This window comes from Arthrobacter sp. Marseille-P9274, from assembly GCF_946892675.1.
Classification (GTDB): domain Bacteria; phylum Actinomycetota; class Actinomycetes; order Actinomycetales; family Micrococcaceae; genus Crystallibacter.
This window is the reverse complement of record NZ_CAMPOV010000002.1, coordinates 424,943-439,068: the sequence shown is the minus strand read 5'-3', so window position 1 is coordinate 439,068 and position 14,126 is coordinate 424,943. Positions and strand designations below refer to the sequence as shown.

Annotated in this window: 15 protein-coding genes and 1 pseudogene; 6 read left to right on the top strand and 10 right to left on the bottom strand. The window is 67.4% G+C overall.

Annotated elements, in window-relative coordinates:
• Nucleotides 1-8: 8 nt before the first annotated feature.
• The 3 genes from OC550_RS15210 to OC550_RS15200 all read right to left on the bottom strand — a co-directional run bounded on the left by OC550_RS15210 (nt 9) and on the right by OC550_RS15200 (nt 1,675).
• The gene (locus OC550_RS15210; protein WP_262106762.1) at nt 9-839 is read right to left on the bottom strand and encodes an aldo/keto reductase; all 831 of its coding nucleotides are present in this window, start codon (nt 837-839) and stop codon (nt 9-11) included.
• A 9-nt stretch (nt 840-848) separates the two neighbouring features.
• Nucleotides 849-1,274 carry a hotdog fold thioesterase gene (locus OC550_RS15205; RefSeq protein WP_262106761.1) on the bottom strand — a complete coding sequence of 142 codons (426 nt, stop codon included), beginning with the start codon at nt 1,272-1,274 and terminating at the stop codon, nt 849-851.
• A gap of 107 nt (nt 1,275-1,381) precedes the next feature.
• Nucleotides 1,382-1,675 (bottom strand): DUF503 domain-containing protein, encoded by a 294-nt coding sequence (locus OC550_RS15200; protein ID WP_262106760.1) that lies wholly within the window; start codon nt 1,673-1,675, stop codon nt 1,382-1,384.
• Nucleotides 1,676-1,876: 201 nt separating this feature from the next.
• Here OC550_RS15200 and OC550_RS15195 point away from each other — a divergent pair, with 201 nt between their 5' ends.
• The 3 genes from OC550_RS15195 to catC are packed head-to-tail and all read left to right on the top strand — an operon-like array spanning nt 1,877 to nt 4,198.
• Nucleotides 1,877-2,779 carry a LysR family transcriptional regulator gene (locus tag OC550_RS15195; protein WP_306556940.1) on the top strand — a complete coding sequence of 301 codons (903 nt, stop codon included), beginning with the start codon at nt 1,877-1,879 and terminating at the stop codon, nt 2,777-2,779.
• Nucleotides 2,776-3,882, top strand: a complete 1,107-nt coding sequence (locus OC550_RS15190; protein WP_262106759.1) for an enolase C-terminal domain-like protein — start codon at nt 2,776-2,778, stop codon at nt 3,880-3,882. The genes OC550_RS15195 and OC550_RS15190 overlap by 4 nt, the downstream gene beginning before the upstream one ends.
• 37 nt (nt 3,883-3,919) lie before the next feature.
• Nucleotides 3,920-4,198 (top strand): muconolactone Delta-isomerase, encoded by a 279-nt coding sequence (gene catC / locus OC550_RS15185; protein ID WP_262106758.1) that lies wholly within the window; start codon nt 3,920-3,922, stop codon nt 4,196-4,198.
• A gap of 48 nt (nt 4,199-4,246) precedes the next feature.
• Here the strand turns inward: catC and OC550_RS15180 are convergent, their stop codons facing one another.
• From OC550_RS15180 to benA, 5 genes are read right to left on the bottom strand one after another with little or no spacing between them, the layout of a single operon-like run.
• Nucleotides 4,247-6,919, bottom strand: a complete 2,673-nt coding sequence (locus tag OC550_RS15180) for a LuxR family transcriptional regulator (protein ID WP_262106757.1) — start codon at nt 6,917-6,919, stop codon at nt 4,247-4,249.
• A gap of 38 nt (nt 6,920-6,957) precedes the next feature.
• Entirely contained in the window at nt 6,958-7,785 is an 828-nt protein-coding gene (locus OC550_RS15175) for a 1,6-dihydroxycyclohexa-2,4-diene-1-carboxylate dehydrogenase (RefSeq protein WP_262106756.1), read from the bottom strand.
• Entirely contained in the window at nt 7,782-8,825 is a 1,044-nt protein-coding gene (gene benC / locus OC550_RS15170; protein WP_262106755.1) for a benzoate 1,2-dioxygenase electron transfer component BenC, read from the bottom strand. Before benC ends, OC550_RS15175 begins: the two co-directional genes overlap by 4 nt.
• A 26-nt stretch (nt 8,826-8,851) precedes the next feature.
• Entirely contained in the window at nt 8,852-9,355 is a 504-nt protein-coding gene (gene benB, locus OC550_RS15165) for a benzoate 1,2-dioxygenase small subunit (RefSeq protein ID WP_368736945.1), read from the bottom strand.
• Between the two features lie 32 nt (nt 9,356-9,387).
• A complete protein-coding gene (benA, locus tag OC550_RS15160; RefSeq protein WP_262106753.1) occupies nt 9,388-10,764 on the bottom strand; it encodes a benzoate 1,2-dioxygenase large subunit in 1,377 nt (458 codons plus the stop codon).
• A gap of 324 nt (nt 10,765-11,088) precedes the next feature.
• On the opposite strand from benA, the pseudogene catA reads away from it, so the two are divergent.
• Both catA and OC550_RS15150 read left to right on the top strand, forming a co-directional pair.
• A pseudogene (gene catA, locus OC550_RS15155) lies at nt 11,089-11,938 on the top strand (catechol 1,2-dioxygenase).
• A 150-nt stretch (nt 11,939-12,088) separates the two neighbouring features.
• The gene (locus OC550_RS15150; protein ID WP_262106752.1) at nt 12,089-12,805 is read left to right on the top strand and encodes an NUDIX domain-containing protein; all 717 of its coding nucleotides are present in this window, start codon (nt 12,089-12,091) and stop codon (nt 12,803-12,805) included.
• An 18-nt stretch (nt 12,806-12,823) separates the two neighbouring features.
• On the opposite strand, the gene OC550_RS15145 is transcribed toward OC550_RS15150, so the two are convergent.
• Nucleotides 12,824-13,150, bottom strand: coding sequence for an antibiotic biosynthesis monooxygenase (locus tag OC550_RS15145; protein ID WP_262106751.1), 327 nt, complete (start codon nt 13,148-13,150; stop codon nt 12,824-12,826).
• Between the two features lie 68 nt (nt 13,151-13,218).
• Between OC550_RS15145 and OC550_RS15140 the strand changes: the two genes are divergently transcribed.
• Complete coding sequence (locus tag OC550_RS15140) at nt 13,219-13,464, top strand: PLDc N-terminal domain-containing protein (RefSeq protein ID WP_262106750.1); 246 nt, start codon at nt 13,219-13,221, stop codon at nt 13,462-13,464.
• 1 nt (nt 13,465) lies between these two features.
• On the opposite strand, the gene OC550_RS15135 is transcribed toward OC550_RS15140, so the two are convergent.
• On the bottom strand, nt 13,466-14,095 hold the full coding sequence (locus OC550_RS15135; RefSeq protein WP_262106749.1) for a flavin reductase family protein: 630 nt from the start codon (nt 14,093-14,095) through the stop codon (nt 13,466-13,468).
• Nucleotides 14,096-14,126: the final 31 nt, after the last annotated feature.

Sequence of the window (14,126 nt, the reverse complement as noted above, 5' to 3'; positions counted from 1 at the left end):
CTGGCTAGCTAGAGCTGGGTGAACGCCGCCGTCGCCGGGTCCGCGCCGACCCGGTTGCCGGCCTCCAGCGCGGACACGGCCGCCACATCCTCGGCCGTCAGCGTGAGCCCGGCCGAGGCCAGGTTTTCGGCCATGCGGGCCTGATTGACGGTCTTGGGTATCACGATGGTGCCCTGCGCCAGGTGCCAGGCGAGGATGATCTGGGCGGGGGTGGCACCGCGCTGCTCCGCCAGGGACGTGATCACGGGATGGTCCAGGTCCACGCCCTGGCCGAGCGGGCTGTAGGCCTCCACGGCCATGCCCAGGGAGCGGCTCTTCTCCACCGCGGCGGCCTGCTGCAGGCTGGGGTGGATTTCCAGCTGGTTCACGGCGGGGGTGGTGCGGGCTTCCGCGAGCAGGGTCTCAAGGTGCTCCGGCAGGAAGTTCGATACCCCGATTGCCCGGGCGCCGCCGTCGGACTGGATCTTTTCCAGTTCCTTCCACGCCTCCACGTACCGCCCCTGCGAGGGGACCGGCCAGTGGATCAGGTACAGGTCGACGTAGTCCAGCCTGAGCTGGGCCAGGCTGCTGTCGAAGGCCCCGCGTGCCATGTGCTGCTCGCCGTTGCGCAGCTTGGTGGTGATGAACAGCTCCTCGCGGGGCAGCCCGCTGACCCGGATCGCCGCGCCCACGGCGGCTTCGTTGCGGTAGGCGGCGGCCGTGTCGATGTGCCGGTAGCCGGCCTCCAGCGCCGCCTCGACTGCCTGCTGCGTTTCGCCCGGGAGGACCTGGAAGACGCCGAAACCGAGCTGCGGAATGCTGACACCGTTGTTAAGTACGACGTCGGGGACCTGGACCATGCGGGTTCCTTACTTTTTGGGGACCAAGACGCCGAAGACGCGGACCTCGGCCAGGTGCTGGCCGTCCTGGTCTTCGATGGTCACGTCGACGATGTTGTTGCGGCCGTAGCGGGTGCGTTCCACCCCGCTGGCGATGAGCCGGGAGCCGGCGCCGCCCGGGGCGATGTAGGTGATCTCGGCCTGCCGGGAGACCGAGGGGTGGCCGAGGGATTCGCAGACGAAGGCGAAGACCGTGTCGCCGAGCGTGAAGAGGTAGCCGCCGTGGAGGATGCCGTGTCCGTTGAGCATGCTGTCCTGGACGTCCATGGCCATGGTGACGCGGCCGGCTTCGGCGGAGACAACCTCGATGCCCAGGTGCTGGGAGGCCTTGTCGAAGGAGTAGCGATGGCGGATCAGGTCCTCGACGCTGGCGAATCCTTCTTCGGTGGCGGGCATGGTCACGGTTCCTCCAGGGCTGTGGCGCGGGTCTCGTCCTACCGTAGCAAGCATGGACCGGCGGCACGTGCCAGGTCCATCACATGGGCGTAGGCCGTCAATCGCCGTCAATCGTCGCTTGAGACGATCCGGCGGCGGGCGCTCAGCAGGTCCACGCCGGGCCGGTAGGCGATGTGGTTCTCCGCGGCGTCCAGCACCTCGACCACGTGGGCGCGGTCCGGTGCGACCATGCCGATGCCCACTTCGGCCCGGCGGTAGAGGTCGTGCTGGCCGACTTCCGCGATGGAGACGTCGTAGCGCTTGCGCACCTCGGCGATGATCGGCCGGATCACCGACCGCTTCTCCTTCAGGGAATGGACGTCTCCCAGCAGGAGGTCGAACTCTATCCAGCCAATCCACATAGGCCCATCCTGCCCCCGGCGAGGACCTGGCGGAAGGCCGTATGCCGCCGTCGTACTTTTCCTCCGGGGCTATCCGGCGCGGGGGCGCGACGTTACATTTGAGACGTCCCGAATATCAATCAAGGGTCAATATGTATTTCCAACAAGGCTTCCCGGCGGCCTAATCTGGGACGACGACCGGGAGCCGAGACGAAGGAGCGAATGGCGATGGAACTGCGGCATCTGCGCTACTTTGTCGCGGTGGCGGAGGAACGGCACTTCGGCAGGGCGGCCGACCGGCTCCGCATGGCGCAGCCGCCGCTGTCGCAGCAAATCAAGCAGCTGGAGGAACAACTGGGCACCCTGCTGCTGGAGCGCACCACCCGCAAGGTCGAACTGACGGCGGCGGGGGAGTTGCTGCTCGAGCGCGGCCGGAGAATCCTCGAGGAGCTCGAGTCGCTGGAATCCGATGTCGCCCAGGTCGGGAGCGGCGTGAAGGGCATACTGCGGATCGGCTTCACGGGCTCCGCCACCTACCGGCTGATGCCACGGGTGGTCCGCGAGGCGAAGGAGCAGCTGCCGGGGCTGCAGCTGAAGGTTCGCGGCGAGATGCTCACACCGCAACTGATCTCCGGGCTGGAGGAACACGCGCTGGACGTGGGCGTGCTGCGGCCCCCGGTGGATTCGGACCGGCTGGAACTGCGGCCGCTGGAGCGGGACGAACTCATCGCCGCGCTGCCGCACGACCACCCGCTCGCAGCGGAGGAGGAGCTGTCGCTGCAGCAGCTGGCGGGGGAGCAGTTCATCTCCTATCCCCGCGATTCCGTCGTCTACCGGATCTTCATGGAGGCCTGCCGCAAGGCCGGTTTCGCGCCCGCGGTCGTGCAGGAAGCGCGCGAGACCTCCACGCTGCTGTCCTTCGTGGCGGCGGGCACGGGGGTGGCGCTGATTCCGGCGGCCACCCGGACCTTCTCGCTGGCGGGCACGGTGTTCCGGCCGCTGGCGGATCCGCCGGCGGTTGAACTTGCCGTCGCCTGGCGGGCCGGCGACCAGCGGCCGATGCTGGCGCGCTTCATCGAACTTATGCAGGAAATCTCCCAACCCACGAAGGACCAGACGTCGTGAAAATCGAACGCATCGAGGCCATTCCCTACTCCATCCCGTACAACAAGCCGCTGAAGTTCGCCAGCGGGCAGGTCACGGAGGCGGACCACGTGCTGATCCGCGTGCACACGGACGAGGGCATCGTCGGCAGTGCGGACACCCCGCCCCGCCCGTACACCTACGGCGAGACGCAGGACTCGATCGTCTCCGTGATCAACAAGATCTTCGCCCCCGGCATCATCGGGCTGGACCCGCTGGACCGGGAAAAGATCCACCAGGTGCTCGGCCGCACCATCCACAACCAGACCGCAAAGGGCGGGCTGGACATCGCCCTCTGGGACATCTTCGGCCAGGCGGCGGGGATGCCGGTCAGCCAGATGCTCGGCGGCTACACCGATTCGATGCAGGTCAGCCACATGCTCGGCTTCCAGCCGGCGCAGAAGCTGCTGGACGAGGCGCTGCGCTTCCGCAGCGACTACGGCATCAACACGTTCAAACTGAAGGTCGGCCGGCGTCCGCTGGCCCTCGACATCGAGGCGTGCCACGTGCTCCGCGAGGGGCTGGGCGAGGACACCGACATCTACCTGGATGCCAACCGCGGCTGGACGGCCAACGAGGCGCTCGAGGTGCTGCGCCGGACCGAGGGGCTGGGCCTGTCCCTGCTCGAGGAACCGTGCGACGCCAAGGAAACGATGAGCCGGAAGCGGCTGGTGGACAAGTCGCCGATCCCGGTCGTCGGGGATGAAAGCGTCCCGACGGCGGGGGACGTCTCCCGCGAACTGCTCGCCGGGGGCTGCAACGCGATCTGCATCAAGACCGCGCGCAGCGGCTTCACCGAAGCCACCCAGATCCTCGGGCTTTGCACCGGGCTGGGCGTGGACGTGACCATGGGCAACCAGATCGACACGCAGATCGGCACTATCGCCACCGTCACGTTCGGCGCCGCCCACGAGGCGTCCTCCCGGCGCGCCGGCGAGCTCTCCAACTTCCTGGACATGAGCGACGACCTGCTGGCCGAGCCGATCGTGATCCGGGACGGCGCCATCAGCGTCCGGCAGGTGCCGGGCGTCGGCGCAGCCATCGACGAAGCCAAGCTGGCGCATTACCGCCAGGACACCAAATAGAACAAATAGAACGAATAGAACGAATAGAGGGAAGCACATGCTGTTTTTGGTTCGAATGGACGTGAACCTGCCGGTCGACATGCCCGCCGAGGAGGCGGCGTCGATCAAGGCGACGGAAAAGGCCTACTCGCAGGAGCTGCAGAAGGACGGCCGCTGGGCGGACATCTGGCGCGTCGTGGGCGAGTACGCCAACTATTCGGTATTCGACGTCGAGAGCAATGACGAGCTGCACGAACTGCTCTCCGGCCTGCCGCTCTTCCCGTACATGGATATCGACGTGATTCCGCTGGCGAAGCACCCCTCTTCGATCAAGTAGGACCGCCTCAGCAAGAGCGCCGGCGAGACCGGCCGGAGGATGGAAGCCCTAGGCAGGGTCCTCCGGCCGGTATCGCGCGGCCAGCTCGGTGCGGGATCGGATCTGCAGCTTCGCGTAGATCCGGGTGAGGTGGTATTCCACCGTCTTCACCGAGACGATCAGCTCCTGGGCCGCTTCCCGGTTGCTCTTGCCCCGGGCGACGAGCAGGGCGACCGCTTCCTCCTGTGCCGTGAGCGAGCTGCCGGTGGGATCGTCCCGGCGCTGCACGTCCACTCCGCTTGCCCCCAGTTCGCGGTCGCAGCGCGCCACGTAGACCTGCGCGTTCAGCAGGACGAAGGCCTGCCGGGCGGCCGCCAGCTGCTCCGCCGACTCCCGCCGTTTTCCCGCCCGGCGCAGGCTCTGCCCGTACGAGTACTGCACCCGCGCCCGGTAGTACGGGGCGGACAGCGTATCCAGCTGTCCGAGGGCGCTCTGGTACGAGCGGCGCATCGCGTCCAGGTCGCCCTTGGCCGCGTGGATTCGCCCGCGGACCGACCTCAGCTGCGACAGCGAGGTGCGGTGCCGGCGCTCCGCGGCGAGGCTCTCGTAGGGCGCCAGGAAAGCGGAGGCTTCGTCTACCCGGTCCAGCACCACCAGGGCGTTGGCATAGGTATCCTGCCAGATCCAGAAGAACGGTTCGGCCAGCTGCGCCGAACGGGTCTGTGCCAGCGGAGCCAGCACCCGGACCACGCCCTGGTAGTCGCCGGCCGCTTCCAGCAGCTGGGCGTGGGCCAGCAGTGCGGGACTGACCATGCTCTCGTAATTCTCCGCCAAGGCGGCGCCCAGCAGCAGATGCTCCCTGGCCTGCACTGGGTTGCCGCGGAGGGCGTGGATCTGGACGGCGGTCCAATGGATCAGCGGCCGCAGCAGGTCCAGCTGGGCCCGTTCCAGCTGGGCCGACGCCGTACCCACGACGGCGAGGGCGGCGTCCCAGTCGCCGAGGGTGAAGTGCGTCCGGGCGAGCCAGGCGCTGGCCCATAGCGAGATGCGCAGCGAACCGGACCGGTACTCGCTGGGCACCGCGGCTTCCAGCTGCATCCGCGCGGTTTCCGGATCGTCCAACGCCAGCCTGGTCCAGCCGCTGCCCAGCAGGACCCGCTGGCTGTGCGCGCCCGGCGGGGCGTCGGCCAGCACGGCCTCGTAGTGCCTGCGCGCGGCATCCGGCTGCCCCGAGGCAGCCAGCCCCAGGCCGATGATGGCCTTGGTCTCGATGGCGGTGGGGCTTCCGGGCTCAGCAAGCTCCACTGCACGCGTGGCCCATTCGACGATGTCGGCTCCCTGCCATCGGGCCAGCGCGTGAATGACCTGGCGCTGGGCGATCCTGGCGCCGGTGGCGCGGTCCCCGGACGGCCTGCGCCGCCACGCATTGTCCAGATGGAACCGGGCCTCGGCCTCGCGCCCACGGCACGCGGCGAGGTAGCCGAGCACGCCGTCCCGTTCGGCCGACGCCGGCATGCTTTCCAGTGCCGGGAGCAGGCGGATGGCCTTGACCAGGCGGCCGGCGCCCACCAGCGCGTCCACCGCACGGACCAGGCGGCCCTGCCGGTTGCGGGCCTGCGTGCTGAGCCGGCTGGCCTCCAGCAGGGCATCGGCGGCGGCCGCCCACGCCCCGTTGGACGCCTGGCTGGCGGCGAACTCGTCGAGCCGGTCCGCCAGTGCGTCGTCAGCGTCCGGGGCGGACCGCGCCAGATGCCAGAGCTGCAGGGCCTCGTCCGGGAGCACACGGGCGGCCTGCCGGTGCAGTGCGGCCCGCCGCTCCCCCGAGAGCGTGTCGTAGACGGCGGCCCGGAACAGCGGGAGCCGGAAATCCAGGAGATGCGCGCTGTCGGTGAACTCGGTGCGCAGCAGACCGGTCGCCACGGCGGCGTCCATGACGGCCAGCGGGCGGGAAATTTCGGCGATCGCGGCGATGTCGAAGAGGTCGCCGGACTGTCCGATGATGGCCGTCGCTTCAATCAGCGCCCGCGCCTCGTCGGACGCTCCCTCGAGCTCGCGCGCCACCTGTGCGGCGGTTGACGACGGCGCCGGCAGCCGGTTCATGCCTACGCTGGCGAAGGCGGGCGGCAGCTCGGGTACCAGTTCGCGGACATAGCCCGGCTTGCCTCCCGTGTGGCGGCGCAGCTGCTGGGCCGCGGGGCCGGCGAGGGTGCGGCCGGTCAGCAGCTCGTGCAGCTCCCGGATTTCCGCGGGGGACAGCGGCTCCAGCGCCAGTTTGGAGATCGAGTGGCCGGACAGATGGCGCGCGGTGGCGCGGTCCAGCGCCGCGCCGCTGTCCAGCGTCAGCAGCAGGAGCAGCGCGCCGGCGGACGGGTCTTCCGCCAGTTGGAGAAGTTCGTGCACGGATTCGGCATCGACCCATTGAATGTCTTCGAGAACGACGGCGACGGGTCCCTGCTCCTGGAGGGAGGCCACCAGCCGGGCCGGGTCGCCGCCCCGCGCTACCCGCTCCAGCCCCGATCGCGGCGCGGGACGCAGCCACTCCAGGCCCCCCGACCGCAGGACCTGTAGCTCCGGGTGGTCGGCGAGGAACTTGTCCAGGACGGCGCTCTTGCCCGTACCGCTGCGCCCGGTGAGGACGGCGATTCTGGGCCGGGACCGTTTAACGTCCTGCAGGAGCTCCCCGAGAACGGAGAGCTCCTGCAGGCGCCCGACGAACAGGCTGTGGTGATTCCGGTGGACCATAGATTACGAGATTAGCCCGATGTGCGCCGCGGCACAGTTCAGCCGAGGTCGCCGCCGGCCACGGGCAGGACGGTGCCGGTGATGTACGAGGCTTCGTCCGAGGCCAGGAACACGATGGCCGCGGCCTGCTCATCGAGGCTTCCATAGCGCTTCAGCAGCGACGAATTCACCGTCTGGTCCACGATCTGCTGGTACCAGGCCTTCTCTTGCTCCTGCTCCGGTTCCGGCCCGCGTTTGACCTTCCGCACCGGCGCCTCGGTGCCGCCGGGCGCGGTGGCGACGACGCGGATGCCGTGCGGCGCCGCCTCCAGGGCCAGTGACTGCGTCAGGGCATTCACCCCGCCCTTCGCGGCAGCGTAGGGCACCCGGTTGACGCCGCGCGTGGCCACCGAGGAGACATTCACGATCACGCCCGCGCCCTGTTCGATCAGGTGCGGCAGCGCCGCGCGGCACGTCCACAGGGTTGGAAACAGGGAGCGCTGGATTTCCTGCTGGATTTCCTCGGCGGCATAGTGCTCGTACGGCTTGGCCCAGATGGTGCCGCCGACGTTGTTGACCAGCACATCGATCCGGCCATGCGCCGCCACCGCCTCGGCCACCGCCGCTTCGGCGCCGGCGAATCGCTCTAGGTCGGCCGTCACGCTGGTAGCCTTGGCCCCGGCCGCGGCCAGTTCCGCGGCGACCTCGTGGATGAGTTCGGAGCGGTCAACCAGTACGACGGCGGCGCCCTCCGCGCTGATCCTGCGCGCCACTGCCAGCCCGATGCCTTGCGCGGCACCGGTCACCATGGCGACCTTGCCGTCGAACCGTCCCGGAAAAACCCGTTCGGGCCGTTCCGTTGAGGCAGCCGCGGAGCCGGTGCTCACGCTGAGGCCCCGACGAGGTCGCCGGCGGCGGGAGCGGTGGCCAGGGCAAACTTCTCGGAGTAGAAGTTCGCCGGCGTGATGCCCTCGGACTTCAGGAAGCCGCGCACCGCTTCGACCATGGGAGGCGGGCCGCAGAGGTACACGTCGACGTCGCCGTCGTTGACGTGGGTCGGCTCGATCAGGGCGGTGACGTAGCCCTTGTTCGGGGCCTCGCTCTCCGGGTCGGCGACGCAGTAGTCCCAGGTGAAGCCCTCGATGGTGTCCGCGTAGTGGCGAAGCTTGTCCAGCTCCACCAGGTCCGCATCCGTGGTCACGCCCAGGATGAGGTGCACGGGCTGGCCGGGCGCCGTCGTCGTCATGGTTTCGAGCATCGCGAGCAGGGGCGCCAGGCCGGTGCCGCCACCGAGCAGCAGCGCGGGACGCTTGGGCTCGCGGAGGAAGAAGGACCCCATCGGGCCGGTGAGGGCCAGAGTGTCTCCGACTTCCGCCCGGTCGCTGAGGTAGGTGGACATGGCCCCGCCCTCGGTGATCTTGACCAGGAACGAGATGTCCTCGGTGTCCGGGCCGTTGCTGAAGGAGTAGGACCGCTCGACGTCCGTGCCCGGGACCTGGATGTTCACGTACTGGCCGGGCAGGTAGGAGAGCGCCGCGCGGTCCTCGACCGCCATGCTGAAGCCGATGGTGGTCGGGGAGTAGCGCCTGATCTCCGTGATAGTGCCGCTGTGGGTGCTGGCGCCGGTCTTGGCCATGTCGGAGGTAGTGGGGATCTGCAGCACCAGGTCGCTCTTGGGCGTCATCTGGCACGGCAGGGCGTAGCCGGCCTCGGCCTCCTCGTCGGTGAGGGCCTCGTCGATGTAGTCCCCGCCGTCGTAGGTGCCGGATTCGCAGAGGGATTTGCAGGTGCCGCAGGCGCCGTCGCGGCAGTCCAGCGGGATGTTGATGCGCGCCTTGTAGGAGGCGTCGGCGACCGTCTCGTTCGGTCCGCACTTGATGAACCGGGTGACGCCATCTTCGAAGCTCAATGCAACCTTGTAGGTCATGAGGATTTTCCTTTCAGGCCAGGGAATCAGATGTGGTAGATGTCCACGACGTGGTGGATGTAGTCGTTTTTGAGGACGACTTTCTTCTTGAGGATCACGGGCTGGGTGCCGGAGGTGTCGATGGTGTAGTACGAGGTGCCGAAGTAGGTGTCGACGTTGTTGTAGCGGTAGTAGAGGGTGAACCAGTTGAAGCGGACGTCGACTTCGGTGTCGCGTTGTTCGATGATTTCGACGTTGGTGATGTTGTGCCCGGTGCGGGGTTCGGGCAGGCTGGTGGCGCTGGAGCGGTCGGTGCGGATGCGGAAGACGCGGTCTTCGATGCCGCCGCGGTTGGAGTAGTAGATCAGCGAGATCTCGCGCTGCGGGTCCTCGGTGAGTTCGTCGTTGTCGTCCCAGGCCGGCATCCAGAACTCGGCGGACGGGTGGTAGCAGTCAAGCCACCGCTCGAACTCCCGGTCGTCCAGGAACCGCGCCTCCCGGAACAGGAACTCGCGGATGCCCTCGAGAGTGGCGGCCTTGTTTTCGGACATGGTGACAGTCATGGCAGGAATCCTTATCCGGGCTAGTTCTGGGCCTGTGCAGCGCGTTCTTCGGCTTCTTCCGCCGCAACGGCCTTGCGCATGGTTTCTGCCCAGTAACCGTGCTGGACGGGGTAGAGGCCTTCGTCTTCGGTCTTGGCGCCGCTGGAGAGCGGGTTGATGCCGATCTTTCGGGCCTGTTCGTCCGGGCCGTTGAGCTGGTGTGCCACGCCGCGGCTGAGGTCGTTCCATTTGGCGGTTTCGGCGAGGTAGGTTTTCTGGCAGGAGCGGAATTCCTCGAGGTCGTCGGGGGTGGCCATGCCGGAGGCGTTGAAGAAGTCCTCGTACTGGCGGATCCGGTTCGCGCGGGCGGCGTCGGACTCGCCCTTCGGGGCGATGCAGTAGATCGTGACCTCGGTCTTGTCCACCGAGATCGGGCGGAAGTGGCGGATCTGCGAGGAGAACTGGTCCATCAGGTACACGTTCGGGTACAGGCACAGGTTGCGGGACGCGCCGACCATGAACTCGGCCTTCTCCGCGCCGAATTCGGCGGCCAGTTCCTGCCGGCGTTCGTAGAGCGGGCGGTCTTCGGGGTTGCCCCACCACATCCACAGCAGCAGGTGGCCGTGCTCGAACGAGTAGTAGCCGCCGCCCTGCTTGCCCCAGGTCCCGGCGTCCATCGCCTTCGTCTCGTTCGTGGACTCGCCCGCGGTGCGCCGGGCCGTGGTCGCGGCGTAGTTCCAGTGCGTGGCGGAGACGTGGTAGCCGTCCGCGCCGTTCTCGGCCTGGACCTTCCAGTTCCCGTCGTAGGTGTAGGTCGAGGACCCGCGCAGGACCTCCAGGCCCTCCGGGGACTGGTCCACGACCATGTCGATGATCTTCGTCGCGTCGCCCAGGTGCTCCTCGAGCGGCTTGACGTCTGCCTTCAGGGAGCCGAAGAGGAACCCGCGGTAGGACTCGAAACGGGCGACCTTCGTCAGATCGTGCGAGCCGTCCTTGTTGAACTGCTCGGGGTAGCCGGCGCCGCGGGAGTCCTTGACCTTGAGCAGTTTGCCCTTGTTGTTGAACGTCCAGCCGTGGAACGGGCAGGTGAAGTTGGTCCGGTTGTCCGTCTTGCGCCGGCACAGCATCGCGCCGCGGTGGCTGCACGCGTTGACCAGGCAGTTCAGCTCGCCGTCCTTGGAGCGGGAAATGACCACCGGGGTCCTGCCGATGTACGTGGTGAAGTAGTCCCCGATCTCCGGGATCTGGCTCTCGTGCGCCAGGTACACCCAGTTGCCCTCGAAGATGTGCTTCATCTCTAGCTCGAACAGCTCCTCGTCCGTGAAGATGCTCCGCTTCGCCCGATGAACTCCGTTCTCGTGATCCTCTACGACGGCATCGTCCAGTGTTGCGCCGACAGCGCTCAGTGTCCGGGTCATGTACGTCTCCTTCATCTATGGCCACCACCACTGAGTAGCGTGGTGGCTGTCACATGCTGCTCGACATTTAGCGACAACTGTTCCAGCAGGAAGCGCGGCTCACACTAGGGTCACCCCTAGGCTTGACCTAGGGGTGGATTGAGACGTGATTGATACTAATCGGCGGGATATTTGTATTTGTTGGTCCTAAAAAATGTGGCTACGGTTACTGCAGGGCAAAATCAGATGTGCCCGGGCCCACTGTTGGGGTTGCCCGGCTGCAGCACGTTCGAGCAGCCGCTGCCGGGCGAAGGGGCCCGGAACAGTACGAGAGAAGGAACCGACATGACTGCTGAAACCCAAGCCACTGCCGCCGCTTCAGGCGCGAAGGCGACGGAGCGTTTCCACGAAAACAAGAAGTTCGCCGCCGGCACCAGCCAGGAGCGCGTCAACCTCCTGGCCTCGCGCCTCGTCAAGGCCGTCAACGATACGGTGCTCGAAGAGAAGGTGACGTACGACGAGTACAACGCCTTCAAGGCTTGGCTGATCAAGGTCGGCGAAGACGGCGAATGGCCGCTGTTCCTCGACGTCTGGGTCGAGCACTCCGTGGAGGAAGTGGCCAACGAGAGCCGCGAGGGCAGCAAGGGCAGCATCGAGGGTCCTTACTACGTCCCGGATGCACCGAAGCTGGAATCGCCGGCGACCCTGCCGATGCGTGAAGACGAGTCCGGCACGCCGCTGCTCTGGGAAGGCCGCATCACCAACGTGGCCGGCGAACCGCTGCCCGGCGGCATCGTGGAAATCTGGCACGCCGATGACGCCGGCTTCTACTCGCAGTACGCGCCCGGCCTGCCCGAATGGAACCTGCGCGGCACTGTCGTCGCCGACGCCGACGGCTACTTCCAGATCAACACCATGCAGCCGGCTCCCTACCAGATTCCGACGGACGGTGCCTGCGGCCAGCTGATCGCCGCGGCCGGCTGGCATGCCTGGCGCCCGGCGCACATTCACGTCAAGGTCCATGCCGAGGGGTACCAGGAGATCACCGCCCAGCTCTACTTCGTAGGCGATGAGCACCTGTCCGACGACATCGCCTCGGCCGTCAAGCCCGAGCTGGTCCTTGACCCGCAGGACAAGGCCGACGGCTCCGGCCGCGAAGTCATCTCACAACTTCGTGCTGGATCCGGCCAACTAAGCTTCATCCACCATTTGAGCGGCGGCCGCCCGAATATTCGCGGCCGCCGCAACGTTTTCAGCTCTTCGCCTCCGCCTCGTATTGCGCGGGGCAGCGGCGGGCAATGTACGTTGGAGCCAGCTGTGCGCGTCGAAAAGAAGGGGCCCGATCATGCCGCCTGCGGTTCTTGCTGCCACCGTGGTACTGCTGCGGGATGTGCCCGGCGGCCTTGAGGTGCTCTTGCTGGAGCGGCCCCAGACCGGCTCCTTCGCCGGCGCCTGGGTGTTTCCGGGCGGCAAGGTGGATCCGGAGGATTTTGGTCCCCGCGGGCATGATGACGCCAACGACGGCGGCAGGGCGGATGCGCATGAAGTGCTCGCCGCCCGCCGCGCCGGCGTCAGGGAAACCTGGGAAGAGACCCGGCTTCAGGTGCACGCCGACCAGTTGGTCCACTTGTCCGTGTGGATTCCGGACTCCGTACAGCCGCGCCGTTTCCGGACCTACTTTTTTGTTGCGCCCGCGCCGGTGCCTGGACAGGAGATCGTCCTGAACGTGGGAGAGCTCGAGGATTATGCGTGGCTCAGCCCGAGGGAGGCGTTGTCCCGGCATGCCGCCGGAGCCATGTCCCTGATCCCGCCCACCTGGGTGACGCTGCACTGGCTCTCCGGCTGTGCCAACGTCGAGACCGCCCTCGGCCGCGCCCGGACGGGTGAGCCCGAGACCTACCAGAGCCGCCAGCGGGCGGACGCCGACGGACGCAGACTGGTGCTCTGGTCCGGCGACGCGGATTATCCCGATGCCGACGCCTCTGCCGGCCCCCGGGCGGGGGGTCGGCACCGGCTGGACGTCAGCTCGCTGCCCTGGAGCTACCAGCGCACCGACGGCTGACCGGTTAGGCCGGCCGGGCTACGCCTGCCGGCCGGTTGAGCCCCCGGCGACCTTGTAGCTCCACAGCTCGGCGGACATGCCCACCGGTTTGTGCGGGGACTCGCCCTCGGCCTGCGCATGCCCGCGGCCGAAGGCCTTGGAGTTCTTCCAGGTTTCGAAGGACTCCTCGTCGCGCCACCGGGTGATGACCAGCCAGGTGGTCCGTTCGTCGGTGGGCTGCAGCAGTTCGAAACCCTCGAAGCCGTCCTGGTTGTCCACCGCCCCGGCGCGGGCGGCGAAGCGCTTGGCGAGCTCGTCGCCGGAGTCTGCTGGCACGGTGATGGCGTTGATCTTGATGATGCTCATGGGCCCTATTATGCCCACCGACGCTGACCGTACACTGGGCTCACCAGCGAATATGACAGGGAGCAGCCATGCGACAGAAGAAGTCCTGGAACGAACTGACCACGGCCCAGAAGGTGTCCGTCCTCCTTTCCATCGGCGTCCAGCTGAGCCTCATGGTCGCGGCGCTGAGCGACCTGAGGAAACGGCCCGCCGCGGAGATCAACGGACCCAAGGCGGCATGGGCCGTGGGCTCGTTCATCAGCTTCATAGGTCCCACCGCCTACTTCCTCTTCGGCCGCAAGAAGACCGCGATCGCCGCCTGGAAAAAGCTCTAGATCAGCTCCGGTCCTTTGGGGTCAGCTGGTCCTTCGGCCAGTCGCGGTACGGGATCCGGTCGATCCGCACAATCTCCCCCAGCCGGCTCCACTCATTGCGCCCCAGGCGGGCAAGCGGCTTCAGCCGGGTCGCCTCGGGGTGGCCGCCCTCCATCATCTCCTCATTAATGGCGGCGTGCAGGACCCGCCCCAGCACCAGCCACGAATTGCCCACCGGGATGATCTCGTGCACACGGCACTCGAGGGCCGCGGGGGACTCGGCCACCCGCGGTGGACGCACGGTCAGGCTCGGCTCCGTGCCCAACCCCACGGCGTCGAACTCGCTGACCTCCGGCGGAAAATTGGTGCCCGTGCCATTGATGTCCGCGAACAACTCCTCCGGCGCGAAGTTGACCACGAACTCGCCCGTCGACTCCGCGTTGTTGAGGCTGTCCTTGCGGGCCGTCGGGGTGAACTGCACGATGGGCGGATCGGTGGACGCCACGGTGAAGAACGAATGCGGCGCCAGGTTCAGCACGCCGTCGGCGCTGATCGTCGATACCCAGGCGATGGGCCGCGGGATGATCACCGACGTGAGGAACTTGTAGAAGTCCTTGGGCCCCAGTTCCTCCGGGGAAATGTCAACGCGCATTGTCCCATCTGACCACAGCCTCACCGTGCCC